The organism is Pseudomonas extremorientalis (assembly GCF_001870465.1).
GTDB lineage: Bacteria > Pseudomonadota > Gammaproteobacteria > Pseudomonadales > Pseudomonadaceae > Aquipseudomonas > Aquipseudomonas extremorientalis.
The window spans coordinates 73,363-97,373 of record NZ_MDGK01000011.1; the positions used below are offsets into that span (position 1 = coordinate 73,363).

General features: G+C 62.8%; 24 protein-coding genes. 12 read left to right on the top strand and 12 right to left on the bottom strand.

Features of this window, described 5'->3' with window-relative positions:
• The first annotated feature begins 61 nt into the window (after positions 1–61).
• Complete coding sequence (locus BFN10_RS02620; RefSeq protein ID WP_071488331.1) at positions 62–520, top strand: REP-associated tyrosine transposase; 459 nt, start codon at positions 62–64, stop codon at positions 518–520.
• A 189-nt stretch (positions 521–709) separates the two neighbouring features.
• Here the strand turns inward: BFN10_RS02620 and xylB are convergent, their stop codons facing one another.
• The 5 genes from xylB to BFN10_RS02645 are packed head-to-tail and all read right to left on the bottom strand — an operon-like array spanning position 710 to position 6,670.
• Positions 710–2,170: a xylulokinase gene (xylB, locus tag BFN10_RS02625; protein WP_071488332.1), complete on the bottom strand. Its 1,461-nt coding sequence runs from the start codon at positions 2,168–2,170 to the stop codon at positions 710–712.
• Between the two features lie 7 nt (positions 2,171–2,177).
• Positions 2,178–3,179, bottom strand: a complete 1,002-nt coding sequence (locus BFN10_RS02630) for a LacI family DNA-binding transcriptional regulator (protein WP_071488333.1) — start codon at positions 3,177–3,179, stop codon at positions 2,178–2,180.
• A gap of 21 nt (positions 3,180–3,200) precedes the next feature.
• Complete coding sequence (locus BFN10_RS02635; protein ID WP_071488334.1) at positions 3,201–4,133, bottom strand: ABC transporter substrate-binding protein; 933 nt, start codon at positions 4,131–4,133, stop codon at positions 3,201–3,203.
• A gap of 34 nt (positions 4,134–4,167) precedes the next feature.
• Positions 4,168–5,145: an ABC transporter permease subunit gene (locus tag BFN10_RS02640; RefSeq protein ID WP_025854715.1), complete on the bottom strand. Its 978-nt coding sequence runs from the start codon at positions 5,143–5,145 to the stop codon at positions 4,168–4,170.
• Complete coding sequence (locus BFN10_RS02645; protein ID WP_071488335.1) at positions 5,138–6,670, bottom strand: sugar ABC transporter ATP-binding protein; 1,533 nt, start codon at positions 6,668–6,670, stop codon at positions 5,138–5,140. Before BFN10_RS02645 ends, BFN10_RS02640 begins: the two co-directional genes overlap by 8 nt.
• Positions 6,671–6,993: 323 nt before the next feature.
• On the opposite strand from BFN10_RS02645, the gene BFN10_RS02650 reads away from it, so the two are divergent.
• Genes BFN10_RS02650 through BFN10_RS02660 form a run of 3 tightly spaced genes read left to right on the top strand, consistent with a single transcriptional unit; the run spans position 6,994 to position 9,941 of the window.
• A complete protein-coding gene (locus tag BFN10_RS02650) occupies positions 6,994–8,334 on the top strand; it encodes a sensor histidine kinase (protein ID WP_071488336.1) in 1,341 nt (446 codons plus the stop codon).
• Positions 8,319–8,702: a response regulator gene (locus BFN10_RS02655; protein ID WP_071488337.1), complete on the top strand. Its 384-nt coding sequence runs from the start codon at positions 8,319–8,321 to the stop codon at positions 8,700–8,702. The genes BFN10_RS02650 and BFN10_RS02655 overlap by 16 nt, the downstream gene beginning before the upstream one ends.
• Before the next feature lie 9 nt (positions 8,703–8,711).
• Entirely contained in the window at positions 8,712–9,941 is a 1,230-nt protein-coding gene (locus tag BFN10_RS02660; protein WP_071488338.1) for an EAL domain-containing response regulator, read from the top strand.
• Here BFN10_RS02660 and BFN10_RS02665 read toward each other — a convergent pair.
• Positions 9,927–10,772, bottom strand: a complete 846-nt coding sequence (locus BFN10_RS02665; RefSeq protein ID WP_071488339.1) for a LysR family transcriptional regulator — start codon at positions 10,770–10,772, stop codon at positions 9,927–9,929. The two genes, BFN10_RS02660 and BFN10_RS02665, sit on opposite strands and share 15 nt — an antisense overlap.
• A 114-nt stretch (positions 10,773–10,886) precedes the next feature.
• Between BFN10_RS02665 and BFN10_RS02670 the strand changes: the two genes are divergently transcribed.
• The 4 genes from BFN10_RS02670 to BFN10_RS02685 all read left to right on the top strand — a co-directional run bounded on the left by BFN10_RS02670 (position 10,887) and on the right by BFN10_RS02685 (position 14,968).
• Positions 10,887–11,591 carry a haloacid dehalogenase type II gene (locus tag BFN10_RS02670; RefSeq protein WP_071488340.1) on the top strand — a complete coding sequence of 235 codons (705 nt, stop codon included), beginning with the start codon at positions 10,887–10,889 and terminating at the stop codon, positions 11,589–11,591.
• A gap of 3 nt (positions 11,592–11,594) precedes the next feature.
• A complete protein-coding gene (locus BFN10_RS02675) occupies positions 11,595–12,383 on the top strand; it encodes an aldolase (RefSeq protein ID WP_071488341.1) in 789 nt (262 codons plus the stop codon).
• Positions 12,384–12,630: 247 nt separating this feature from the next.
• A complete protein-coding gene (locus BFN10_RS02680) occupies positions 12,631–13,557 on the top strand; it encodes a LysR family transcriptional regulator (protein WP_071488342.1) in 927 nt (308 codons plus the stop codon).
• A 58-nt stretch (positions 13,558–13,615) separates the two neighbouring features.
• Positions 13,616–14,968, top strand: a complete 1,353-nt coding sequence (locus tag BFN10_RS02685) for a cation:proton antiporter (protein WP_071488343.1) — start codon at positions 13,616–13,618, stop codon at positions 14,966–14,968.
• On the opposite strand, the gene BFN10_RS29860 is transcribed toward BFN10_RS02685, so the two are convergent.
• From BFN10_RS29860 to BFN10_RS02695, 3 genes are all read right to left on the bottom strand, one after another.
• Positions 14,959–15,093 carry a hypothetical protein gene (locus BFN10_RS29860; RefSeq protein ID WP_010210499.1) on the bottom strand — a complete coding sequence of 45 codons (135 nt, stop codon included), beginning with the start codon at positions 15,091–15,093 and terminating at the stop codon, positions 14,959–14,961. The genes BFN10_RS02685 and BFN10_RS29860 overlap by 10 nt on opposite strands.
• An 11-nt stretch (positions 15,094–15,104) precedes the next feature.
• On the bottom strand, positions 15,105–15,317 hold the full coding sequence (locus tag BFN10_RS02690) for a hypothetical protein (protein WP_071488344.1): 213 nt from the start codon (positions 15,315–15,317) through the stop codon (positions 15,105–15,107).
• Between the two features lie 85 nt (positions 15,318–15,402).
• A complete protein-coding gene (locus tag BFN10_RS02695; RefSeq protein WP_071488345.1) occupies positions 15,403–15,948 on the bottom strand; it encodes a hypothetical protein in 546 nt (181 codons plus the stop codon).
• Between the two features lie 372 nt (positions 15,949–16,320).
• Here BFN10_RS02695 and BFN10_RS02700 point away from each other — a divergent pair, with 372 nt between their 5' ends.
• Positions 16,321–17,730 carry a circularly permuted type 2 ATP-grasp protein gene (locus BFN10_RS02700; RefSeq protein WP_058425921.1) on the top strand — a complete coding sequence of 470 codons (1,410 nt, stop codon included), beginning with the start codon at positions 16,321–16,323 and terminating at the stop codon, positions 17,728–17,730.
• A gap of 2 nt (positions 17,731–17,732) precedes the next feature.
• Positions 17,733–18,683, top strand: coding sequence for an alpha-E domain-containing protein (locus BFN10_RS02705; RefSeq protein WP_012724311.1), 951 nt, complete (start codon positions 17,733–17,735; stop codon positions 18,681–18,683).
• 13 nt (positions 18,684–18,696) lie between these two features.
• On the opposite strand, the gene msrA is transcribed toward BFN10_RS02705, so the two are convergent.
• From msrA to msrB, 3 genes are read right to left on the bottom strand one after another with little or no spacing between them, the layout of a single operon-like run.
• Positions 18,697–19,395 (bottom strand): peptide-methionine (S)-S-oxide reductase MsrA, encoded by a 699-nt coding sequence (gene msrA / locus BFN10_RS02710; RefSeq protein ID WP_071488346.1) that lies wholly within the window; start codon positions 19,393–19,395, stop codon positions 18,697–18,699.
• Between the two features lie 15 nt (positions 19,396–19,410).
• On the bottom strand, positions 19,411–21,111 hold the full coding sequence (locus tag BFN10_RS02715) for a cytochrome c biogenesis protein DipZ (protein ID WP_071488347.1): 1,701 nt from the start codon (positions 21,109–21,111) through the stop codon (positions 19,411–19,413).
• Between the two features lie 32 nt (positions 21,112–21,143).
• Positions 21,144–21,644, bottom strand: coding sequence for a peptide-methionine (R)-S-oxide reductase MsrB (gene msrB / locus BFN10_RS02720; RefSeq protein WP_071488348.1), 501 nt, complete (start codon positions 21,642–21,644; stop codon positions 21,144–21,146).
• A gap of 140 nt (positions 21,645–21,784) precedes the next feature.
• Here msrB and BFN10_RS02725 point away from each other — a divergent pair, with 140 nt between their 5' ends.
• Both BFN10_RS02725 and BFN10_RS02730 read left to right on the top strand, forming a co-directional pair.
• A complete protein-coding gene (locus tag BFN10_RS02725; RefSeq protein WP_071488349.1) occupies positions 21,785–22,495 on the top strand; it encodes a response regulator transcription factor in 711 nt (236 codons plus the stop codon).
• On the top strand, positions 22,492–23,958 hold the full coding sequence (locus tag BFN10_RS02730) for a sensor histidine kinase (protein ID WP_071488350.1): 1,467 nt from the start codon (positions 22,492–22,494) through the stop codon (positions 23,956–23,958). The genes BFN10_RS02725 and BFN10_RS02730 overlap by 4 nt, the downstream gene beginning before the upstream one ends.
• The last annotated feature ends 53 nt before the right edge of the window (positions 23,959–24,011 follow it).

Sequence of the window (24,011 nt, forward strand, 5' to 3'; positions counted from 1 at the left end):
ATGGCTAAGCCGCACCCAGTGCTAGCGTGAAAAGGCCAAATCCACTCAAAGGAGCAACGGATTGCCCCGTCAGCCCAACTCTCATTTGTTACGCCGTGGTCGATATTCGGAAACCGGCCGTGCTTACCTGGTGACCGCTGTGGTCCATCAACGCCAGCCCTTGTTCAGGGAGTTCCGGTTGGGGCGGTTACTGGTCGCCGAGTTCAAGCGACTTCATGATGCCGGCTTAGTGAACTCCCTAGCCTGGGTCGTCATGCCAGACCACTTCCACTGGTTGTTTGACCTTAACCATTCGACGCTTCCCGATGTGATGCGACAAACCAAGTCGCGCAGCACCTTGAGCATTAATAGAGCCCGTTGCAGTCGGGAAAGATTTTGGCAGCGTGGTTATCACGACCGGGCGGTGCGGGCTGAGGACGATATTCGGAAAATGGCGCGCTATATCATCGCCAACCCCTTGCGAGCCGGGTTGGTCGAGCACATTGGAGACTATCCACTGTGGGATGCTGCCTGGTTATGACGTGGCGAGCGGGCTTGCCCCGCGTTGGGGCGCGAAGCGGCCCCTTTTAGCATCACCGCGTTTCTACAGGAAAACCATGGCGCCTGGGTTTGGGGCTGCTTCGCAGCCCAACGCGGGGCAAGCCCGCTCGCCACAACAGGCCAGTTCACCAAAACAGGCCACCCAGACAAGCCCGCTCACTACAGAAGGCTACTCGTGAAGGGCCTTGGCCGCGCTCAGCAAACCTTGAAACTTGCGATATCGCGCCTCCAATACGGGCTGCGGCATAAGGTCTGGCCTGTACCGGGCCTTGACCGGCATCCCCGCCGCGAGCAATTGCGCGCCTTGCCCTATCGCCACAAACCCCAGCTTCGCCGCACCGATACACGCGCTCAATTCGCTGCCGTGCAGGGTGAAGATGTCCCGTTGCAGGATGTTGGCCAGCAACCGCGCCCAGTACTCACTGCGCGCACCACCACCCACCAACGCGCAGGCGCCCACGTCGGCCCCCGCTGATTGCACCGCGCGCAACGCATCCAGCAACCCGAACCCCACGCCTTCCATCACCGCATAACCGAGCATCGCCGGCGTGCAGTCATGGCCCAGGCCCATGAAGCCACCGCGCAGCAGCGGGTCGTTATGCGGGGTGCGTTCACCGGCCAGGTACGGTAGGAACAACGGCGTGTCGAGCGGCACTGGCTGCTCGATCGGCAGTTGTGCCTGCACCTGGTCCAGCAAGGTTTGTTCATCCGTCGTTCCCGTGAGGCGTGTGACCCAGCGCAGGCAACTGGCGCCGGCCAGCATGGCGCCCATGGTGTACCAGCGATCAGGCAGCGCATGGCAGAAGCTGTGCACGGCACTCGCGGGATCACCGGCCGCGTGATCGGTAATCGCGACAATGGCAGCGCTGGTACCGAGGGTGATGAAGCCATCGCCGGCATTGATCGCCCCGATCCCCACGGCCGCTACCGGGTTGTCACCCCCGCCACCGGCAATCACCACCGAGGCAGACAAGCCCAGCCCCTGCGCCGTCAACACAGCACTTGCGGCGCCGCCCTCGACCAGTCTTGGCATCTGCTCCGGCGACAGGCCCGTCGCCCGCAGCATCGGCGCGAACCACTCACGCCGCGCCACCTCCAGCCACAACGTCCCCGCTGCATCGGACATCTCGCTGATGCGCTCGCCACTCAGACGCAAGCGCAGGTAATCCTTGGGCGACAGCACACAATCAATGGCCTTGAACACCTCGGGCTCATGGCGTTGCAGCCACAGCAGCTTCGGCGCCGTCAGCCCGGCCATGGGCAGGCTGCCGGTGATGTCGGCAAACGCCGGGCCCAACTCATCGGCCTCGGCGACGGCGCGGGAGTCGTCCCACAAGATCGCCGGATACAACACACGGTTGTCCTTGCCCAGCAACACCGCGCCGTGCATCTGCCCGGACAGGCCGATACAGGCCACGCGCGAAAACGCTTCATGTACACGCAACTGTGCCAGCGCCTGCAAACACGCCTGCCACCAGTCTTCTGGCGCCTGCTCGGACCAGCCGCTATGGCGCCGCGACACACTCAAGCGCACGCCGGTATGGGCCAGCACCGTGCCGTCGAGGTCCATGAGGATGGCCTTGAGTTCCGAGGTGCCGAGGTCGATGCCGAGGGAAACGGGACTGCTCATAAGGGGGTCATTCCAATCCATTACAGCCACATGAATTACGCCATTGCAGGGTCGGCGCCAGGCGCACGCTGTGAGTGGGGGCGTCGGGCGACGCCATGCGCTGCAACAGCAGGTTCACTGCCTGCGTGCCCAGTGCCTGGACCGGCTGCGCGATCAGGGTCAGGCGCGGCACGAAGAAATCCGCCCAATCGAAATCATCAAAACCCACCAGGGCCATCTGCGCCGGTACGTCGATCTGCGCATCACGCAGGGCCTGCATGGCGCCAAGGGTCATCAGGTTATTGCCGGCCATGATCGCCGTGGGTGGCTCCGCCAGGCCCAGCAACTGCACCGTCGCCTGACGCGCTGGCTCGGTGTTGGAGCCGCCATTGACCAACAAGTGCGGATCGAACGCCAGCCCCGCCCCTTGCAGTGCCGCACGGTACCCGGCAACCCGCTCATCGGTGGTGCTGAACCCCTCACGCCCGGCGATAAAGCCGATGCGCCGGTGCCCGTGTTTGATCAAGTGGGTAACCAAGGCCTGGGTAGACTGCGTGTTCTCCACCCCGACCTGGTCGAATTGCTCGCTCATCATGCGGTCCACCAATACCGCCGGGATTTCGTTGGCCCGCAGATACTCCAGGGCCTTGGAGCCATTCGAGGGCGCCAGCACAATGCCGTCCACCCGCCGATGGTGCAATGCCGTGACGACCCGCAGTTCGTGTTCCGGGTCGTCGTGGGTATCGACAAACAGCATCATGTAGCCGTGCCTGGCGCACTCGGTTTCAATCGCGTGCACGGTTTCGCTGAAATAATGGTTGGACAGCGCGGAGATCGCCACGCCAATCGTGCTGGTGCTCGACCGCGCCAGCGAACGCGCCAGGGTGTTGGGGATGTAACCCAGCGCCTGGATCGCTTGCTGCACCGCGTGCACCGTTGCAGGACTGACCTTGCGGGTGCCGTTCAACACATGGGACACCGTCGACGTCGACACCCCCGCCCTGCTTGCCACGTCATCCATGGTGACCACGACGCCGTTCCTCTCAATGGATCAATGTTTGCTCGACCAACCGCTGTACGTAGCGACGTTGTCACGGGTGATCAGTTTTGGCGTGAGCAGGGTAACCGCTTCGGCCGGGGCTTTGTCATTGAGAATATCGTTGCCCACGTTGACGGCGGTCTGCGCCATGGCCCAAGGGTCCTGGCTGGCCGACGCCTGAATCTGTGTGTCGGTTTTCAGCGCGTTCTCGATATCCGGCGCACCGTCCACCGAGGTAATAATGATGCCGCTGCGCTTGAGCTGTTTGGCCGCCAGGTCGCTGCCGATGGCTTGCGGGTCGTTGATCGCGAACAGACCGTCGATTTTCGGGAAGCGCGTGAGATAACCCTGCATCACGTTCAGGCCGCCTTCGCGGGAGCCTTTGCCGTCCTGGTCATCGGACAGCACCTTTATCTGCGGCGCGGCGGCCAGTGCGGCCTTGCAACCCTTGACGCGATCGGTCACGGCGGTGACCTGCGGACCGTTCTGGATGATCACATTGCCCTTGCCGGAGAGCTTGTCCACCAGGTACTGGCAGGCCAGCTTGCCGGCTTCGACGTTGTCGGTCTGCACCGTGGCGTTCACCCCTTTCGCGTCCACATCCACGGCCACCACAACGATGCCTGCATCGCGGGCTTTCTTGATCGCCGAGGCCATGGCGGACGGGTCGACGGCGTTGATCAGGATCAGGTCGACCTTGGACGAGATGAAGTTGTCGATCTGCGAAAACTGCTTGCTCAGGTCATAGTCGGCCGACACCGAGGTGACCTTGACGTTGGGGTTCAGCTCCTTGGCCCGGGCGGTTGCGCCATCGGCCAGGGTCACGAAATACGGGTTGCCCAGCGAGCCCATGCTGATGCCGAGGGCCTTCAACTCGCGGGCTTCGACGGCTTGGGACATCAGGGCAGCCAAGGCAATGACCGGAAAGATACGTTTGAGGTTCATAGGGGTCTCTCTTGTGATTGTTGTTGGAGTGAGTTCAGGTCCGTGCGCCGGACTGGCGATAACGATCCAGCGCCACCGCGCCGATGATCACGATGCCCTTGATGATGTACTGCCAGATGTCCGAGACGCCCAGCAGCACCAGGCCGTTGGTGAGTACCGCGATGATCAGCGCGCCGATCAGCGTGCCGCCGATGGTGCCGACACCGCCGGTAAAGCTGGTGCCGCCGAGGATCACCGCGGCAATCGCATCCAGCTCGTAGGATTGCCCCAGTTGCAGGCCATTGGCAGCGAACAGGCGCGACGCGCTCATCACCGCGCCCAGCCCGGCCAACGCGCCGGACATGGCGTAGACGAACAGCAGCACCTTCCACACCTTGATCCCGGACAGCCGCGCCGCTTCCGGGTTGCCGCCCACCGAGTAGATCTGTACGCCCATCACGGTGCGGCGCAGGATGAACCACGACAACGCCACCACTGCCACGGCGATTACCACCAGCCATGGCACCCCGAGGATCGAGTCGTTGCCGATAAAGGCAAACGGCAGGTCCGGGTTGAACACGGTCTTGTCGTCCGCCAATAGCCGGGCCAGGCCGCGCATGGCCGTGAGTGCACCGAGGGTGACGATAAACGGCGGCAGGCGCATAAAGGCGATCAAGCCGCCATTGACCAGGCCCAGCAACAACCCGAAGCCGATACCGGCGGCAATCCCGAACATGCCGAATTGCGGCGACATCGACGCCTGCAACGCCACCACCGCCGATGCGGCGAGGATCGCGCCCACCGACAGGTCGATGCCCGCCGTGAGGATCACAAAGGTCATGCCCGCCGCCAGCACCACGTTCACCGACGCCTGCTGGGTGATGATCGACAGGTTCTGTACCGTCAGGAAGTTCTCGCTGGCCAGGGCAAAGCCCACCAGCAGCAGGATCAGCACCGGCAACATGCCGACCGTGCGCATCAGCTCGCGGGCGCGCTCTGCCTTACCGGTTGTTGCGATATTCAATTCAGCCATGGGCCACCACCTGATCGCCACCGGTGGCGAGGTCAATAATACGTTCCTGGGAAATAGCGTCGCCGGAGGCGCCGCCGACTTCTGCGACCAACCGGCCTTCGCGCATGATCAGTACGCGGTCGCAGGTGCCGATGATTTCCGGCAGCTCGCTGGAGATCACCACGATGCCGACGCCGGCCTGGGCCAATTGGTTGATGATGCGGTAGATCTCGGACTTGGAGCCGATGTCGACGCCACGGGTGGGCTCATCGAGGATCAGCACGTGCGGCTTGACCTCCAGCAGCCGCGCCAGCAGCACCTTCTGTTGGTTGCCACCGGACAACGCACCGACATTGACCTTGCCCGACGCCACGCGAATCGACAGCGACTTGATCGCCTCGGTGGCGCGCTGCGCGGCATGGGCGCGATCAAGCACCCCGCCGGCATGGGCATCCGGCACGCAGGCGCAGACATTGATGTTGTCCGCCACGCTCATGTCCAGGAACAGGCCCTGGGCCTTGCGGTCTTCGGTGAGGTAAACGACGCCGGCGCGGATCGCATCCGCCGGGGTGCGCAACTGGGTGACGGTCTTGCCGACCACTTCCAGGGTGCCCGAGGTGCGTGGGTCGGCGCCGAAGATCAGGCGCGCCAGTTCGGTGCGCCCTGCCCCGACCAGCCCGGCGATGCCCAGCACTTCACCGGCGTGCAGGTCGAAACTGCACTGACGCACGCGCTTGCCATCGGCCATGTCGCGCACGCGCATCACCACGTTGCCGGGGTTATAGGCGGCGTGCTCCTTCTTGTAGAACCCTGACAAGTCGCGACCCACCATCATCTTCACCAGCACTTCGGCCGACAGCGCCTCGCGGGTCAGTTCGCCGATGTACTGGCCGTCGCGCAGCACCGACACGCGGTCCGACAGCTCGTAGATCTCCGCCATGCGGTGGCTGATATAGATGATCGCCAGGCCCTGGTTGCGCAGCTGTTTGATCAGCGCGAACAGGCGGTCGGTCTCCCGGGATGACAGCGGCGTAGTCGGTTCGTCCATCACCAGGATCTTGGCGTGGGCGTGCAAGGCGCGGGCGATTTCTACCAATTGGCGCTCGGCAATCGACAGGCTGCTGACCTGCGTGGCTGGAGTGAACTCCGCGCCCAGGCGTTGCAACACTTCGATGCACCCCGCCTGCATGCCCTTGCGGTCGATGGTCCAGCCGCTTCGCAGTTCACGGCCCAGGTAGATGTTCTCGGCCACGCTCAGGTTGGGGCAAAGGCTCAGTTCCTGGTAGATCACGGCGATGCCGAGGGCTTTGGCGGTGGCGGGGTCGAATGTGGGGATGGACTGGCCGGCGACGCGGATTTCACCGCCGGGGTCGGCTTGGTAGGCGCCGGAAAGGATCTTCATCAGCGTCGATTTGCCGGCGCCGTTCTCCCCCATCAAGGCGTGGATTTCGCCGGGGTAGACCTTCAGGCCGACATTCTTGAGCACGCGCAAACCGTTGAAGGTTTTGCTGATGCCCTGCATCTCGAGCAAGGGTTCAAGGCTCATGGATGAGCTCCTGGTTTTATTATTTTTGTCGTCAGTGGGCCGACTCTAATGTAGAAACATTTCCTTACGCAAGCGCTTGCGTCGATCATTTATCGACAGGTGAATCGTTTCATCCGTCATTAATCCGAAAAGTACCCAATTTCACCCAAGGGTATCCATTTGAAGTGAAACAGCCCGTAGCCCGCCATCAAAACGCCACAATCTCTGCTATTGTCCAAGGACCTCATCTCCTCCTCGTCGCCCCCCAGCGATCTTCTGCGAGCATGCTCTGCGCCATCGCCGCTTGACGATGGCGGGCCTGAACGTCACGGAACGCCAAAGCGATGGACACACCGTTACCCGAACAACCGCAATCGCGGGCTGAAAAGATCGTCGAGTTCAAGCGGCAGAAAACCCTGCTCAAGACCGGCGCCCTGCAAGACGCAATCTTCAACAGCGCGTACTTTTCCAGCATCGCCACCGACGAGAAAGGCGTGATCCAGATCTTCAACGTCGGCGCCGAACGCATGCTCGGTTATGCCGCCGCCGATGTGGTCAACCGCATCACGCCGGCCGATATTTCCGACCCGATCGAGCTGATCACCCGCGCCGCCGCCCTCAGCCTGGAACTGGATACGCCGATCACGCCGGGCTTCGAAGCGCTGGTGTTCAAGGCCTCGCGGGGTATCGAAGACATCTACGAGCTGACCTACATCCGCAAGGACGGCAGTCGTCTGTCGGCCATGGTCTCGGTCACCGCCCTGCGCAACCGGCATGACACCATCATCGGCTACTTGCTGATCGGCACCGACAACACCGCGCGCAAGCAGGAAGAAGCCGAGCGCAAAGGCTTCGAGCGGGCGCTGGAAGAAAAGAACCTGGAGCTGGAACACGCCAGCCACATGAAGTCCGAATTCCTCGCCACCATGTCCCATGAGCTGCGCACGCCACTGAACGCGGTCATCGGCTTTTCCGAGGCGCTCAAGGATGGCCTGGTCGGCGACATGAGCGAGACCCAGCGCGAATACATCGGCGACATTTTCACCAGCGGCCAGCACTTGTTGTCGTTGATCAACGACATTCTCGACCTGTCCAAGGTCGAGGCCGGGATGATGGAGCTGGAACTGGAAAACGCAGAACTGGCGGGGCTGTTGGCCAACAGCCTGCTGATCGTGCGGGAAAAGGCGGCGCTGCAACGCATCCAATTGAAGCTGGAGTGTCCCGAAGACCTCGGCCTTTTACAGCTGGACCTGCGCAAGACCAAACAGATCGTCTACAACCTGCTGGCCAACGCCGTAAAGTTCAGCGCACACGGCAGCTCAGTGACCTTGACAGTGCGCCAGGTGCCCCGCGCACAGGTCGGGCACATTCCCGGCGACTGGCCAGTGTACCGCTTTGCCTTGCCCGACGGCGCTCATCAGCCGTTCCTCGAACTCAGCGTCAGCGACACTGGCATCGGGATCGCCGAGGCGGACATGGACAAGTTGTTCAAGGCGTTCAGCCAGATCGACAGCAGCCTGGCACGCAAATTCGAAGGCACTGGCCTGGGGCTGGCGATGGTCAAGCGGTTGACCGACCTGCATGGCGGCAGCGTCGCCGTGGCCAGCCGTGAAGGCTGCGGGGCGCGGTTCGTCGCCTGGCTGCCGCTGCACCGCGCCCCGGAGGCTGCATGCCCCACATCCTGATTGTTGAAGACAACGAAGCCAACATGCGCCTGGCGCGCCTGTTACTCGTCAATGCCGGTCACACTGTGCTGTGGGCCGCGGATGCCGAAACCGGCCTGACCCTGGCCCGCGAACAGCAACCGGCGCTGATCCTGATGGACATCCAGTTGCCCGGCATGGACGGTCTGGCCGCCACCGCCTTGCTCAAGCGCGACCCGCTCACCGCTCACATCCCGGTGATCGCCCTGACGGCAATGGCGATGAAAGAAGACCGCGAAAAGACCCGGCTCGCCGGGTGCGATGCCTACATCATCAAGCCACTGCGTTACAAAGAGCTGTACCAGGTGATCGACACCTTGCTGCAACAGCACATCCGCCCTCTCACATGAGTCCTCTCCATGGCCAGCCAACCCGCAACGTTGTTAATCGTTGATGATGAACCCCAGGTGCGCAAGCTTCTGGAAACCTTGCTGCAACATGAGGGCTACCAGACCCTGAGCGCGAGCAGCGGCGAAGAAGCCTTGCAGTTGGTGGCCCGGCAGCCGCCGGACCTGATCCTGCTGGACATCATGATGCCGGGCATGGACGGCTATGAAGTCGCCAGCCAATTGAAGGGCGATGAAACCACGGCGGGTATTCCGATCATCATGCTGTCGGCCCTCAGTGAACCGAGCGCCCGTGTCAGCGGGCTTGAAACCGGCGCCGAGGAATTCATCAGCAAGCCGGTGGAACGTGTCGAGCTATGGTTGCGGGTGCGCAACCTGCTGCGGCTCAAGGAACGCGGCGACCTGGCCAGCCACTCCCGTGAGCTGACGCAACGCCAGATCGGCATGAGCGTGCATGACCTGGCGCACCAGTCCCTGGAAAACGACTTGCGCCAAGCGGTAGCGCGTAATGACTTCACGGTGCATTACCAACCCAAGGTCGAGGTGCCGAGCGGTCGCATCTGCGCCCTCGAAGCGCTGCTGCGTTGGGAAAGGCCGGAATACGGCGCGGTGTCGCCAGCGGTATTTATACCGATCCTGGAAAGCCTGGGCTTGATCGTCCCCGTGGGGCGCTGGGTGATCGAGCAGGTCTGCCAGCAGATCGCAGAATGGCAACGCGGCGCGATTGGCCCGGTGGAGGTGTCGGTGAACGTCTCCGGCCATCAATTGATCGAAGGCGACCTGATCGCCGATATCGCACGCACCCTTGCCCGCACCGGGGTCGAGCCCCATTGGCTGGAAGTGGAACTGACCGAAGGTTCGTTGATGGAAAACACCCAGCACACCATCGCCAGCCTGCAGCGGCTGCACGCCATGGGGGTGAAGATTTCCATCGACGACTTCGGCACCGGCTATTCGAGCCTGGCGTACCTGCGGCGGTTTCCCATCGACACGCTGAAGATCGACATCGCGTTCATCCGCGAGGTAACCAGCAACCCGCAGGACGCGGCGATCACCCGTACCATCATCGAACTGGCCCACAGCCTCAGCCTGCGGGTAGTAGCCGAAGGCGTGGAAACCCAGGCGCAACTGGCGTTCTTGAAGGAGGCCGGCTGTGATCAGATCCAGGGTTATCTGTTCAGCCGGCCGCTGCCGGTGGAGACCCTGGAGCGGCTGTTGCTGGAGCGCTTAGAGAGTCCGTGAGATTTCCTCACGCAGGCACTCGATCAACCCCCGGTGGGTCGCACTCAAGCGCTGCGCACCGCTGACCAATGCCAGTTCCGAGGGCAGCACCGGCGGCAGTTCGCTACAGATCCTATGACTGGGCAGAACCGCGTTGTTCGGCAAGATGCTGACGCCCAGGCCAGATGTCACCGCCGCCTGGATGCCGGTCAGGCTATGGCTGCCAAACGCCACGCGCCAACTGCGCCGGGCCTTGTCCAGGGTGCGGATGGCGCGCTGGCGGTAGATGCAGCCTTGGGGGAACAACGCCAGGGGCAAGGTTTCGGCGTGCACATCCTGGTCGTGGCCGCACACCCACACCAACGGCTCCGGCCAACTGGCATGGCATTCGCCGCTGCCGGCTTCGCGCTTGACCAGGGCGATGTCGATTTCGCCACTGTCCAGTTGCCGGCGCAGGTCGCTGCTCATGCCGCTGACCGTTTCCAGGCGCGCTTCCGGCCGGGCGCGGACGAACCCCGAGAGCATCGAGGCCATGCGCGTGGCGTCGAAGTCCTCGGGCACGCCCAGGCGCACTGGCACCACACTGGCCTCGGTGTTCAAGGCTTCGCGCGCTTCGCGGGACAGGTTCAGCAAGCGTCGGGCGTACTGGGTCAGCAATTGGCCATGCTCGGTCGCGCTGACCTGCTGGCCCGAACGGTCGCGCACCAACAGCACCTGCCCCACGCTGTCTTCGAGCTTGCGAATCTGTTGGCTGACGGTGGATTGAGTGCGGTGCACGCGCTCGGCGGCGCGAGTGAAGCTGCCTTCGTCCACTACGCAGACCAAGGTGTGCAGCAGTTCAAGATCCAACATGGCAGCGACCTTCTTATCGACAATTCAACTGTGATGCAGAGGTTAATTTAATTTCCAACTGACTACCAGGTTTCCTATGCTCAAGCGCTCCCCCCTTTTGGCTAAAGGTGCCCCATGTCACTCGAACACTCCCCTCGCCCGCTGTGGCTGACCTTTGACTGCTACGGCACGCTGATCCAGTGGGACGAGGGCCTGCGCGCCGCCGTCGAGCGGATACTCGATGAAAAGGGTGAGCATCAGGTCGACCGCGAGACCCTGATCAGCGTCTACGACCACCATGAACACGCCCTGGAACAAATCCCGCCGCACCGCAGCTTTCGCACCCTGGCGGGCCTGGGTTTGCAACTGGCGCTGAAAGAGCTGGGCCTGCCGGCCACTGACCGCGATGGCGCGACCCTGACCGACAGCATCAGCGCCATGCCGCCGTTTCCGGAGGTGGTGGCAACGCTCAAGCAGTTGAAGGACTTGGGCTACAAACTGTGCATCGTCTCCAATACCGACGACGACGTGATCGCCGGCAACGTGGCACAACTTGGCGGCACTATCGACCGCGTGATTACCGCCCAACAGGCCGGCGCCTACAAGCCCGACCGTCGACTGTTCGACTATGCCCACCAGCAACTGGGCGTGAGCCTCGATCAGGTGGTGCATATCTGTGCCAGCCCGCATCTGGACCACGCCGCGGCGCGGGACATCGGCTTCCGGTGTGTGTGGATCGACCGTGGCACCGGCCGACAATTGCTCGCCGATTACACCCCCGACGCGACCCTGTCGACCCTCGACGGTGTGCCCGACCTATTCAACTCCCTGGGGTGGTAAACCATGGCCCACACCTTTACGCCCTCCTCTCTTGGCCCGCGCGCCGGGCGCTTGAACCTCGACACGGTGACCGCCATCGAGGCCCGCGTGGAACTCGCCGCCTGCCTGCAACTGGCGGCGCTGCATGGGATGGAGGAAGGCATCTGCAATCACTTTTCAGCCACGGTGCCAGGGCATGACGGGCTGTTTTTCGTCAACCCGTTCGGCTATGCCTTCGAGGAAGTCACCGCGTCCGATCTGCTGGTGTGTGATTTCGCCGGCAATGTGCTCGACGGCCACGGCACGCCGGAAGCCACGGCGTTCTACATCCACGCCCGGTTACATCAACAGCAGCCGCGCATCAAGGCGGCGTTTCATACCCATATGCCCAACGCTACCGCGCTATGCCTGCTGCAAGGGCCGCCGTTGTTATGGCTGGGGCAGACGGCGTTGAAGTTCTACGGGCGCACGGCGGTGGATGAGGACTACAACGGCCTGGCCCTGGATAACCGTGAGGGGCAGCGTATCGCCGCTGCGTTGGGCGATGCGGACATTCTGTTCCTGAAGAACCATGGTGTGATGGTGGCTGCGCCGACTATCGCTGAAGCCTGGGATGACGTGTACTACCTGGAGCGTGCGGCGCAGGTGCAGCTGAAGGCGATGGCCAGCGGGCGGCTGCTCAAGCCGATTGACCCGGCGGTGGCGCAGTTGGCGTATGAACAGATGCGCGCGGGCGATCCAGCGAGTGCACGGGCGCATCTGGACAGTGCGATGCGGCGGTTGAAGCGATTAGGCTCACACTTCGACCAATGACACATTTCGAGCGGCATCGACCGAACTTGGTGACCACCGAACCCTGGTCCACCAGGCGCTCGCGGTGGCCAGTGACCATGCGGCCGGCAGACTGCTTGTCGATACCGGCGATTCTGAGGGTCGCAACGCGCATGAATACATCCTGTGGCTTGCAATAATGCTTGGAAAAACAATTACTCTAAGTCATCCACGGTTGAATCGAGCTCAACGCCGCATGCAGCCAAACTCCTGAATAAGAGACTTGAACATGGCTGCTTTCAACCGCTCCGAACTAGCCGATCTCAACGTGTTCATGGCCATCATCCGCCGCCGCAGCTTTCGCCATGCTGCCCACGAATTGGGTGTGACCACCTCGGCCCTGAGCCACACCATGCGCAACCTGGAAACCCGCCTGGGGGTCAAACTGCTGTACCGCACCAGCCGTGCCGTCGAACCCACCGATGCCGGCTCGCTGCTGGCAGAAAAACTCAACCAGGGCTTCGCCACCATCAAGGACGGCCTCGACACCCTGGAGTTGTACCGCGAAGCGCCGATTGGCCGGCTGCGCTTGAACGTGCCGCGGGATGCGGCGGTATTGCTGCTGGCGCCGATCCTCGGGGAGTTCTGCGCCGCCTACCCGCAACTGCGCGTGGACCTGATCGTGCAGGACCAGATGATCGACATCATCGCCGAGGGCTACGACGCCGGTATCCGCTACGGTGCCACCGTGCCCCAGGACATGGTCGCCGTGCCCTTGACCGGTGAGTTGCGCTGGATCGTGGTCGCGTCGCCCGCCTACCTGGCCCGCCGGGGCACGCCGCAGGTGCCCAAGGACCTGCTGCAACACGCCTGCATCCGCATGTACCTGGGCGACAACACCACCTATAAGTGGGAACTGGGCAACGGCGCTCGCCAGCAACGCATCGACGTGCCCGGCCACTTCAGCGCGGCCGACACCGAGACCATTGTCAACGCGGCGCTGCAAGGGGTGGGCATCGCCTACTGCCTGTCCAACCGCGTGGAGCAGGAGCTCAAGGACGGCCGCCTGGTGGAGGTCATGCCCGACTGGGCCTGCATGGGCGAGCCGTTGTGCATGTATTACCCGAGCCGGCGCCAGCCGCAGCCGGGTTTGCGTCAACTGATCGACATGATCCGCGTGAAAACCATTGGCTCGCAGTTGATCCAATCACATTGAACCCGTCACCGGCCGCGGTCCTCCAACCTGAACAGACCACGGCCTCGGTGCACGCTCGATGACTTTTATTCTATGGATGGCCGTGCTGGGCGCTGTCTTGCTCACCCTTGCCCTCACCTCTTCCTACCTGCGCTGGATGCCGGTCACCACCTCGGCGGTGTGCCTGTTGCTGGGGGTAGGCATCGGCCCGCTGGGCGTCGACCTGTTGCACCTGGACATCAAAAACTCTGCGCGCTGGATGGAGCACCTCACTGAAGTCGCGGTGCTGTTTTCGCTGTTCGTCAGCGGCTTGAAGCTGCGTCTGCCACTCAAGCACCGGACCTGGCGCATCGCGTTCGGCATGGCCGGGCCGGTGATGCTGTTGACCATCCTCGGCATCTGCCTGGCGCTGCATTACCTGTTTGCATTGTCGTGGGGTGTGGCACTGCTGGTCGGGGCGATTCTGGCCCCGACTGACCCGGTGCTGGCAGGCCTGGTGCAGGTCAATAATGCCCAGGACTATGACGCGCTGCGTTTCGGGCTGTCCGGCGAAGCGGGCCTGAACGACGGCACGGCCTTCCCGTTTGTGATTTTCGCCCTGCTGTTCATGCAGCACGGCGGGTTCGACGGTGACTGGCTGGGCGGTTGGGTGCTGAAGAATCTGCTCTGGGCGGTGCCGGCCGGGTTGTTGATCGGCTACTGGATGGGCCGTGGCATAGGCCGCGTGACCCTTTGGTTGCGCATCAGCAACAGTGACAGCACGCTCTCGCCCAATGACTACCTGACGCTCGCACTGATCGCACTGGCCTATGTGGTCGCCGAGGCGGTGGGCGGCTATGGCTTCCTGTCAGTGTTCGCGGCGGGGCTTGGCTTGCGCCAGGCGGAGTTCCGCTCGACCGGGAACTCGCAGACCCCGTCGGAGCATTTGGCGCTGCCGGTGGTGGGTCACCTGGAGGTAGAGCCAGAACACGCATTGCAAGGTGATGTCAGCGAGCTGAAAGACACCCAGATTGCCGCCGGCGTGATGATGGGCGACATGCTCTCGTTCGGCAGCCTGGTGGAGCGTTCGATGGAGGTGTTCCTGGTGACAGTGCTGGGCATCGTGCTGGTCAGCCACTGGGATTGGCGCGCACTGGCGGTAGCGGCACTGCTGTTCTGCGTGATCCGCCCGCTGGGCGTGCTGGCAATGCCTTGGGGCCGCCTGATTGATCTGCGGCAGCGCGGGCTGATGGGGTGGTTCGGTATTCGCGGGATCGGCAGTATTTACTACCTGTTCTACGCGCTCAACCACGGCTTGATTGGCACCAGCAGCGCGGTGGCGGTAAACCTGACCTTGTCAGTCATTGCCCTGAGCATCGTCGTTCATGGCCTGAGTACCCAGCCGATGCTGGTGTGGTATGAACGACGAGCCAAGGCGGACGCTCAGTCCTGACGCTCTGTATTGCCTACGTCTGCCGCGTCATCCAGGTCGTTGAGCGGCACTTCTGCATCATCCATCAAGGAACCGGGGTCTTCATTGCCCGGGTCGTTGAGTTCGTCGTCGAGTTCTTTGGACATGACCGTCTCCTCTAACCGCCCTGGGTATCGATATCGGCATCGGTTTCAGGCTTGGGCTCGCGCTCGGGCTTGAAGTCTGGACTGTAGTCGTTTTCCCTGGCTTTGGGGTCTTTGGCCGGGACCGGATCTTTCGGCGCGTCGGCAGCGGTACCGGGAGCCGGTTCGCCGCCGTCGATGGCCGGGTCGTTGCGGTTATCGAGTTGCGGGTCTTTGCTTGTGCTCATGGGTCACCTCGTTACAGGCCGCAGGGAAATCAGCAGGGCCTATAGGTAAGGCGCTGCGCCACCCGGCGAAGTTCCGTCCGATTGCTCAGCGGATCGGGTTGTCGACCTGGATATAGAACGCGTATATCCCCAGCACCAGCCAGAACACCATGAACAGCCAGGGCGCACGCATGGAGAACAGCAGCGACTTGCGATAGCCCTTGTGGGACGACTCCATTTCGGAAAACAGCGGCGACTCATCATAGGCCATGCCCATCACCGGCTCGCTGCGCAGCAGTTCGCTCTGCTTGTAGTGCCAGTGATCGATGATTTCGTACGCCGCCCGAATGCCTGGCCAGGCATTCAGGGAGCTGAGAATGCCCAGCGAAACCAGGAACACCGGCACCACCAGGGTAAACAGCTTGCCCCACTCCGGGTTGAGGTTGCCCATGCCGGAAACAAAGGCGATCACCAGGAACGATTGCGCCGTGAGATAAGCGTCGGTGCGGTTGGCCAGGATGGTGGTTTCGTACTGGATCTCGCGCCGGTAGAAGTCCAAACGGTCCTTGGGCGAACCGAAGATCTTGGCGTTGTGTTCGCTGTGGTCGGTCAGGGCCGCTTCCGGTGTATGGGGAGAGATGATTCTGGGCATGACGGTGCTACCTGCGGGTTCAAGTCCTGTTAGAAGAATCAGCGGCGAGTGAAGTTCAAGTTTGTTCATGCACCAAGTCGGGGCGTCTGCCAGGCACTGCCCCCTTCTGGTGAACGGGCGTGTTGTCGTGAGCGGGCTTGCTCGCCACAACACGCCCCTCAGTACAAGCAATTCAGGGTTTCGGCACAGGCATTGCTTTATCCATTCATCTGCCCGGATACAGGAGCATTCGTTACCCCCCGACCCAGAGCCGACCCCACAAGAAAGTAAGGACCAGGCCCAGTGGCACCCTTAGCCACGGGCTCATAAAAAATGCGTTTTTTGAAACGGCAGTGCCACCCAAGCGTCCCTCGGCACTGACAAGGTACTGGAATGGCTCGATCTTTCTTCGATGAAATGAATGACGCAAACGGCGCCTGCCGTGCGCACTATCAGGACTTCTCCCGCTGGCTGGCGAATACGCCGCCGGAACTGCTGGCCCAGCGTCGCCGCGAAGCCGATTTGCTGTTTCACCGCGCCGGGATCACCTTCACCCTCTACGGCGACGAACAAGACACCGAGCGCCTGATCCCCTTCGACATCATCCCGCGCAGCATCCCTGCCAGTGAATGGAGCGTTATCGAACGCGGCTGTATCCAGCGCGTCAATGCGCTGAACATGTTCCTCGCCGACATCTACCACGACCAGCGCATCATCAAGGCCGGGATCATTCCGGCGGACCAGGTGCTGGGCAACGAGGGCTATCAGAAGGCCATGGTCGGCCTGGACCTGCACCGCGACATCTACTCGCATATCTCGGGTGTCGACCTGGTGCGTGACGGTGACGGTACCTACTACGTGCTCGAAGACAACCTGCGCACCCCCAGCGGCGTGAGCTACATGCTCGAAGACCGCAAGATGATGATGCGCCTGTTCCCCGAAGTATTCGCCAAGCAACGCATCGCGCCGGTGGACCACTACCCCAACCTGCTGCTCAAGACGTTGAAGAGCTCCAGCCGCCTGGACAACCCCAACGTGGTGGTACTGACCCCGGGCCGCTTCAACAGCGCGTTCTTCGAACATGCGTTCCTGGCCCGGGAAATGGGTGTGGAACTGGTAGAAGGCGCCGACCTGTTCGTGCACGACCTCAAGGTGTTCATGCGCACCACCGACGGCCCCAAGCCGGTCGACGTGATTTACCGGCGCATCGATGACGCCTTCCTCGACCCCAAGGCCTTCAACCCCGAGTCGATGCTCGGCGTCCCCGGCCTGGTCGCGGCCTATTGCGCCGGCAACGTAGTGCTGGCCAATGCCATCGGCACCGGCGTGGCGGACGACAAGTCGATCTACCCCTATGTGCCGGAAATGATCCGTTTCTACCTGGACGAAGAGCCGGTGCTACAAAACGTACCGACCTTCCAGTGCCGCAAGCCCGATGAACTGTCCCATGTACTGGCTCACCTGCCGGAACTGGTGGTCAAGGAAACCCAGGGTTCCGGTGGCTACGGCATGCTGGTCGGGCCGGCTTCCAGCGCCGCCGAGATCGAGGACTTCCGCCAGCGCATCAAGGCGCGTCCCCACGCCTACATTGCCCAACCGACGTTGAGCCTGTCCACCTGCCCCACCTTCGTTGAAAACGGTATCGCCCCACGGCATATCGACCTGCGGCCCTTTGTGCTGTCGGGCAAGGAAACCCGCCTGGTGCCCGGTGGGCTTACCCGCGTGGCATTGAAGGAAGGCTCGTTGATCGTCAACTCGTCGCAGGGCGGCGGAACCAAGGACACCTGGGTGGTGGAGGGCTGAGTATGTTGAGTAGAACCGCCGCAGATCTGTACTGGATGTCCCGTTACCTGGAGCGTGCCGAAAACCTGGCGCGCATGCTCGAAGTCAGTTACTCGCTGTCGTTGATGCCACAAGCCGGGCGCAGCGACGGTCTGGACGAACTGGCCATGTCGTTGCTCAGCAGCGGCACCCTGGACAGCTACCTTGAACGCCATAAACAGCTGGACGCCGAGCGCATGCTGCACTTCTTCGCCCTCGACGAAGAAAACCCCGCCAGCATCTACAACTGCCTGCGCGCCGCCCGTGGCAATGCTCACGCCGTACGCGGGCGCATCACCGCCGACATGTGGGAAAACCTCAACGCCACCTGGCTGGAAATGCGCAGCATCGCCGCCGGCGGCCTGGCGCGACACGGCATCAGCCACTTCTGTGATTGGGTCAAGCAGCGCTCGCACCTGTTTCGTGGGGCAACCTCCGGGACGATCATGCGCAATGACGCCTATCGGTTCATTCGCCTCGGCACCTTTGTCGAGCGTGCCGACAACACCCTGCGTTTGCTGGATGCGCGCTACGAGATGTTCGGCGAGGAATCGGAAGAAGTCAGTGACTTGTCGGCACGCGGTTATTACCAGTGGAGCGCCCTGCTACGCGCGTTGTCGTCCTTCGAGGCGTATACGGAGCTGTACCCGAACGCGTTGAACGCCCGTTCCGTGTCCGAATTACTGCTGTTGCGCAGCGATGTGCCGCGCTCGTTGCATGCGTGCATCGAGGAGTTGAGCCATATCCTGGCGGACCTGCCTGGCAGTTATGGGCGCACGGCGCAGCGCCTGGCGGCGGAGTTCGAGGCGCGGCTGCGGTATACGGGGATTGATGAAATCCTTGAAGACGGCTTGCACAGCCGTCTCACGGAATTTATCGACACCGTGCGCGAGTTGGCGCGGGCGATTCATAGCTCGTACCTGGAGGTTGTGTAATCCACAACCGCGGTTACTGGTTTTTCACCAGCACCGGCTCGGCGCGGTATTGGTCGGGGAACAGCTTTTTGAGTTGCGCCACTTTAGGCAGGTCATTGATCACGATGTAGGGGTAGGACGGGTTCTCGGTGAGGAAGTCCTGATGATAGGACTCCGCCGGGTAGAACACCTTGCCCATCTCGATTTTAGTGACGATGGGTTTGTCGAAAGACTTGGCGGCGTCCAACTGGGCGATGTAGGCCTGGGCGACGTTTTGCTGTTCGGCGTTCTGCGCAAAGATCGCCGAACGGTACTGGGTGCCGGTGTCGGGGCCCTGGCGGTTGAGTTCGGTGGGGTTGTGGGCCACCGAGAAATAGATCTGCAGCAGTTTGCCGAAGCTGATTTTGCTCGGGTCGTAGGTGACAGAAACCGCTTCGGCGTGGCCGGTGTTGCCGTCGCTGACGGACTCATATTGCGCTGTGCTTGCAGCGCCGCCATCGTAGCCGGACACGGCGTTCTTCACGCCTTGCACATGCTGGAACACCCCTTGAACACCCCAGAAACAGCCGCCGGCGAACACAGCGGTTTGCAGGTTGCCAGCTTCGGCGGGCAGGTCCAGGGCGGGTGGCGCGATCACCACGGCGTCGTCGGCGGCAGCGCCAAAGGAAAAGGCCAGGCTTTGACCGACGAACGCTGCGAAGGCCAGGACTGGCAGGTATTTGAATACATTCATGGCAGGCACTCCGGGTTAACCAAAGGTGAAGGCATACGCCGACACGTTGGGGTCAAGGAATTCAATGGTGAAGGTGCGGTCCTGCACGGCGCCCGGCTGACGCACCAGCTGGTACAAACGCTGTTCGGTGACCGTGCCGCTGCCATCCGGTGCGACGTCGGTGCCATGGGCACCGCCCGGAGCCTGGCCGTCGATCGTGACCTTGAAACGCACCGGCTTGCCGTCGGCGCCCGGGCCGAGCACCAGGTGCAGGTCGCGGGCGTGGAAGCGGTAGACGATGCGCCCACCGGCCTGGTCGAGGGTGGCTTGCTGGCCGCCGACGTTCCATTGGCCTTGCAGGGTCCACTGGTTGAGTGCCAGGGGGCCGGACTTGACGAAGTTTTCGGCGCGCTGCGAACCCAGGTAGGTTTCCGGCGACTGCACCTCGTTCATGTCCGGCGCTTGTTGCACGCCCTTGGCATCGGCTTCGATCAAGCCGCCCGCGACGTTCTTCGCGCCGGCTTCACGCAACAACTGCTGGATCACCCGCTCCGACTCGGCGTAGTCGCCTTCACCGAAGTGGTGGTAGCGAATCTGGCCCTTGGCATCGGCGAAGTAATGGGCCGGCCAGTACTGGTTGTTGAACGCGCGCCAGATCTTGTAGTTGTTGTCGATGGCCACAGGGTAAGTGATGCCCAGGTCCTTCATGGCCTGGGTGACGTTGTTCACGTCGCGCTCAAAGGCGAACTCCGGCGCATGCACGCCGATCACCACCAGGCCCTGGTCGCGGTATTTCTCGGCCCAGGCCTTTACATACGGCAAGGTGCGCAGGCAGTTGATGCAGGAGTAGGTCCAGAAATCCACCAACACCACCTTGCCCTTGAGTGCTTCGGTGGTCAGTGGCGGGCTGTTGAGCCATTGCACGGCACCGTCGAGGGGCGGCAGCGCGCCTTCGATCGGCAAGGTGTCGCCGTGATTGGCGGCCATCATCATCGCCCCGCCCGGCTTCACCGGCTTGGCGCTCAGGCGATCCACCAGGCTTTGTTCCAGGCCACCGGTGGACGCGGTCGACAGCCGCGACAGCACGCCCGTGTCGAGGCCCAGCGCAATCGCGGCCACACCGGCCAGCATCAACCCACCCAGGCCCCGGCGCAGCCATTCGCCGGCACCGAGGGACTTCTTCATGAAACCAAAGACCTTACCGCCGACCAGCAACGCCAGCGCGAGGGAGGTGGCAGCACCGGCGGCGTAAGCCAGCAAGAGCAAGGTAGTACCGATGCTGGCGCCCTGCAGCGCCGCGCCGGTGAGCACCAGCCCCAGGATCGGCCCGGCGCACGGTGCCCACAGCAGCCCGGTGGCCACGCCGATCAGGAACGACGCGCCCGGCCGCGGCCGGGCATCGGCCCCGGCGGCTTGCGACAAGCGACTGCCGGCGGCCACCAACGGGCGCGTCAGGCGTTCCGACAGTTGCGGCAACAACAACGTGAGTCCGAACAGGGCAACGCACAGCAACGCGAGCCAGCGCCCGTATTGATTGACCTGCACCACCCAACCGCCGCCCACCGCCGCCAGCGAGGCCACCAGGGCGAATGTCACCGCCATCCCCGCTAACAGCGGCAAGCCACTGCGCAAAAACGGCTGCCCGGTGCGAGCGAAGACAAAAGGCAGAACAGGCAGGATGCACGGACTGACGATTGTCAGCACGCCGCCCAGGTACGCGAGAACCAGAAGCCACATGGGATGGACCCTTATAAGAAAAAGACATTGGCTTACGCCGCCGCGAACGTCATGGCGGCGCCGTTCATGCAGTAGCGCAGGCCGGTGGGTGGCGGGCCATCATCGAACACGTGCCCCTGGTGGCCGCCACAGCGACGGCAGTGGATTTCCTTGCGCAGCACGCCGTAGGACGTATCGGTACGGCTGGCCACCGCGTTCTCCAGCGGTTGCCAGAAACTGGGCCAGCCGGTGTGGCTGTTGAACTTGGTGGCCGAGGCAAACAGCGGCAGCGCGCAACCGGCACAGGCAAACGTACCGGCACGGTGTTCATCGTTGAGCGCGCTGCTGTAGGGGCGTTCGGTGCCCTCTTCGCGCAGGATCGCGTATTGCTCGTCGGTGAGCAGGCTGTGCCATTGCGCGTCGGTGTGGCTGACCTCGAAGGTTTCGGCGGCTTCGGCGTCAGCGACCCTATTGAGTTGCTTGAGCAGGCCGCCCGCCAGGACGGCGACACCCAGGCCGCCACTGGCCAGGAGTATTTGTCGGCGTGAGTACATGGTGCTTTCCCTCTTTGAAGTGAGGGAATCTTGGGCTGTTTACGGTCGCGGAATCCTCACGCAGAGTTAAACAATTCGTGATAACTACACTGTTGCAAAAGCCGCACAATGCGCGAACTACAAGCGAAGGTTTCTCTTACATGGATCAGCCCAAACGTGTCCTGGTGGTCGAGGACGATGCCCATATCGCCGACCTGATCTGCCTGCACCTGCGTGATGAACAGTTCGACGTGGTGCACAGCGCCGATGGCAATGAAGGCCTGCGCCTGCTGGAGCAAGGCGGCTGGGATGCGCTGATCCTCGACCTGATGCTGCCCGGCGTGGATGGCCTGGAGATCTGTCGGCGCGCCCGTGCCATGACGCGCTACACCCCGATCATCATCACCAGCGCACGCTCCAGCGAACTGCACCGCATCCTAGGCCTGGAGCTGGGCGCGGATGATTACCTGGCCAAGCCGTTTTCCATGCCGGAACTGGTGGCCCGGGTGAAAGCGTTGCTGCGCCGGGTCGACGCCATGGCGCGCAACCTGAAGATGGACGCCGGCAGCCTCGACCTCGGCCAATTGTTCATCAACCCGCTGACCCGTGACGCCACCCTGCAAGGCCAGCGCCTGGACCTTACCCCACGGGAATTCGACCTGCTGTACTTCTTCGCGCGCCAACCGGGCAAAGTGTTCTCGCGCATGGACTTGCTCAACGCGGTGTGGGGCTACAGCCACGAAGGCTATGAACACACGGTCAACACCCACATCAACCGCCTGCGGGCCAAGGTCGAAGCCGACCCGGCCAACCCGGCGCGCATCCTCACGGTGTGGGGCCGTGGCTATAAGTTTGCCGAGAGCCCGCCATGAAGCTCACCCTCACCCAGCGCCTGTCGCTGGTGTTCGCGGTACTGCTGTTGATCTGCAGCGGCACCTCGGCGTGGCTGCAGGTTCGTTCCAACCGCATGCACGAGCTGGAGGTGGTGCAAGGCCTGTCCCGCGATCTCGCGGCGCACATCGCCCGCGACACCCAATTGATGGACGCCGACGGCCTCAAGCCCGACGCCGTGCGCAACCTGTTCAGCCAGTTGATGCTGGTCAACCCCAGCGTCGAGGTGTACCTGCTCGACATCGACGGCCGCGTGGTCGGCAACGCCGCACCCAGCGGCCACCTGTTGCGTGACAAGGTCGACCTGGCGCCCATCCGGCGCTTCCTCGCGGGCTTCATGCTGCCGATCCTCGGAGACGACCCGCGCAGCGTCGATGGGCGCAAGGTATTCAGCGCCGCGCCACTCACCGCCGGCGGGCAGCAGACCGGGTTCCTGTATGTGGTCCTGCTCGGTGAAGCCCACGATGCGTACGACGCCAAGGACGCCACCGGCATGGCCTTGAAGATCGCCCTGTGGTCCATCGGCCTGGTTGCCCTGCTCTGCCTGATGGCCGGCCTGATCGCGTTTGCCTGGATCACCCGACCGCTGCGTCAACTCACTGACAAGGTTGGCCAGTTCGACATCAATGGCGCGCCCAAACCGGCAGAATCCGTCGCAGTGCCACTCGCCAGCGGCGATGAAATCGCCGTGCTGGACCACGCCTTCGTGCAAATGGAAAACCGCCTGGGTGAACAGTGGCGCGCCATCACCCACCAGGACCAGGAACGCCGGGAAATGGTCGCGAATATCTCCCATGACCTGCGCACACCGCTGGCCTCGTTGCACGGTTACCTGGAAACCCTGTCGCTCAAGGATGCCAGCCTCAGCCCGGAAGAGCGCCGTCGCTACCTCGGGATTGCTTTAGACCAGAGCCGTAAAGTCGGCGGCCTGGCGCAATCGCTGCTGGAACTGGTGCGCCTGGAGCATGGCTTAGTGCAGCCGGTGATCGAAGGTTTTTCATTGCCGGACCTGGTGCAGGACATCTTCCAGAAATTCGAACTGACTGCCGAGGCACGCGGCATCACGCTGACGGCGAGCCTGCCGCCGCAGGTGCCGACGGTGCAGGCAGACCTGGGGTTGATCGAACGGGTGCTGACCAACCTGCTGGACAATGCCCTGCGGCATACCCCGGTGAACGGCGAAATCGAGGTCATCCTGTCGCCTCAAACCCATGCGGTAGCCGTCACCGTCAGCGATAGCGGCCCGGGCATCGACGCCGAATTACGCGAAGGCCTGTTCCTGCGCGCATTCACCATTGGCGGCGCCCGGCGCGACGGGGGGTTGGGCCTGCGAATCGTGCACCGCATCCTGCAACTGCACGGGCGCAGCATCAGCCTGGTGGACCGCCCTGGCCGAGGCGCAACCTTTACGTTTTCCCTGGAAACCCGAGCATCAGCGCGTTGACCCGCTCCGGTTAGAGCAACGCCGGGTGCGGGAGGACCGACTCCGGCACCAGC

What these genes read in the sequence shown, in the direction of transcription:
- xylB (WP_071488332.1), bottom strand. Translation starts at nt 2,170, where the DNA reads ATGAGCAGTCCCGTTTCCCTCGGCATCGACCTCGGCACCTCGGAACTC.
- BFN10_RS02635 (WP_071488334.1), bottom strand. Translation starts at nt 4,133, where the DNA reads ATGAACCTCAAACGTATCTTTCCGGTCATTGCCTTGGCTGCCCTGATG.
- BFN10_RS02640 (WP_025854715.1), bottom strand. Translation starts at nt 5,145, where the DNA reads ATGGCTGAATTGAATATCGCAACAACCGGTAAGGCAGAGCGCGCCCGC.
- BFN10_RS02645 (WP_071488335.1), bottom strand. Translation starts at nt 6,670, where the DNA reads ATGAGCCTTGAACCCTTGCTCGAGATGCAGGGCATCAGCAAAACCTTC.
- BFN10_RS02650 (WP_071488336.1), top strand. Translation starts at nt 6,994, where the DNA reads ATGGACACACCGTTACCCGAACAACCGCAATCGCGGGCTGAAAAGATC.
- BFN10_RS02655 (WP_071488337.1), top strand. Translation starts at nt 8,319, where the DNA reads ATGCCCCACATCCTGATTGTTGAAGACAACGAAGCCAACATGCGCCTG.
- BFN10_RS02660 (WP_071488338.1), top strand. Translation starts at nt 8,712, where the DNA reads ATGGCCAGCCAACCCGCAACGTTGTTAATCGTTGATGATGAACCCCAG.
- BFN10_RS02665 (WP_071488339.1), bottom strand. Translation starts at nt 10,772, where the DNA reads ATGTTGGATCTTGAACTGCTGCACACCTTGGTCTGCGTAGTGGACGAA.
- BFN10_RS02670 (WP_071488340.1), top strand. Translation starts at nt 10,887, where the DNA reads ATGTCACTCGAACACTCCCCTCGCCCGCTGTGGCTGACCTTTGACTGC.
- BFN10_RS02675 (WP_071488341.1), top strand. Translation starts at nt 11,595, where the DNA reads ATGGCCCACACCTTTACGCCCTCCTCTCTTGGCCCGCGCGCCGGGCGC.
- BFN10_RS02680 (WP_071488342.1), top strand. Translation starts at nt 12,631, where the DNA reads ATGGCTGCTTTCAACCGCTCCGAACTAGCCGATCTCAACGTGTTCATG.
- BFN10_RS02685 (WP_071488343.1), top strand. Translation starts at nt 13,616, where the DNA reads ATGACTTTTATTCTATGGATGGCCGTGCTGGGCGCTGTCTTGCTCACC.
- BFN10_RS29860 (WP_010210499.1), bottom strand. Translation starts at nt 15,093, where the DNA reads ATGTCCAAAGAACTCGACGACGAACTCAACGACCCGGGCAATGAAGAC.
- BFN10_RS02690 (WP_071488344.1), bottom strand. Translation starts at nt 15,317, where the DNA reads ATGAGCACAAGCAAAGACCCGCAACTCGATAACCGCAACGACCCGGCC.
- BFN10_RS02695 (WP_071488345.1), bottom strand. Translation starts at nt 15,948, where the DNA reads ATGCCCAGAATCATCTCTCCCCATACACCGGAAGCGGCCCTGACCGAC.
- BFN10_RS02700 (WP_058425921.1), top strand. Translation starts at nt 16,321, where the DNA reads ATGGCTCGATCTTTCTTCGATGAAATGAATGACGCAAACGGCGCCTGC.
- BFN10_RS02705 (WP_012724311.1), top strand. Translation starts at nt 17,733, where the DNA reads ATGTTGAGTAGAACCGCCGCAGATCTGTACTGGATGTCCCGTTACCTG.
- msrA (WP_071488346.1), bottom strand. Translation starts at nt 19,395, where the DNA reads ATGAATGTATTCAAATACCTGCCAGTCCTGGCCTTCGCAGCGTTCGTC.
- BFN10_RS02715 (WP_071488347.1), bottom strand. Translation starts at nt 21,111, where the DNA reads ATGTGGCTTCTGGTTCTCGCGTACCTGGGCGGCGTGCTGACAATCGTC.
- msrB (WP_071488348.1), bottom strand. Translation starts at nt 21,644, where the DNA reads ATGTACTCACGCCGACAAATACTCCTGGCCAGTGGCGGCCTGGGTGTC.
- BFN10_RS02725 (WP_071488349.1), top strand. Translation starts at nt 21,785, where the DNA reads ATGGATCAGCCCAAACGTGTCCTGGTGGTCGAGGACGATGCCCATATC.
- BFN10_RS02730 (WP_071488350.1), top strand. Translation starts at nt 22,492, where the DNA reads ATGAAGCTCACCCTCACCCAGCGCCTGTCGCTGGTGTTCGCGGTACTG.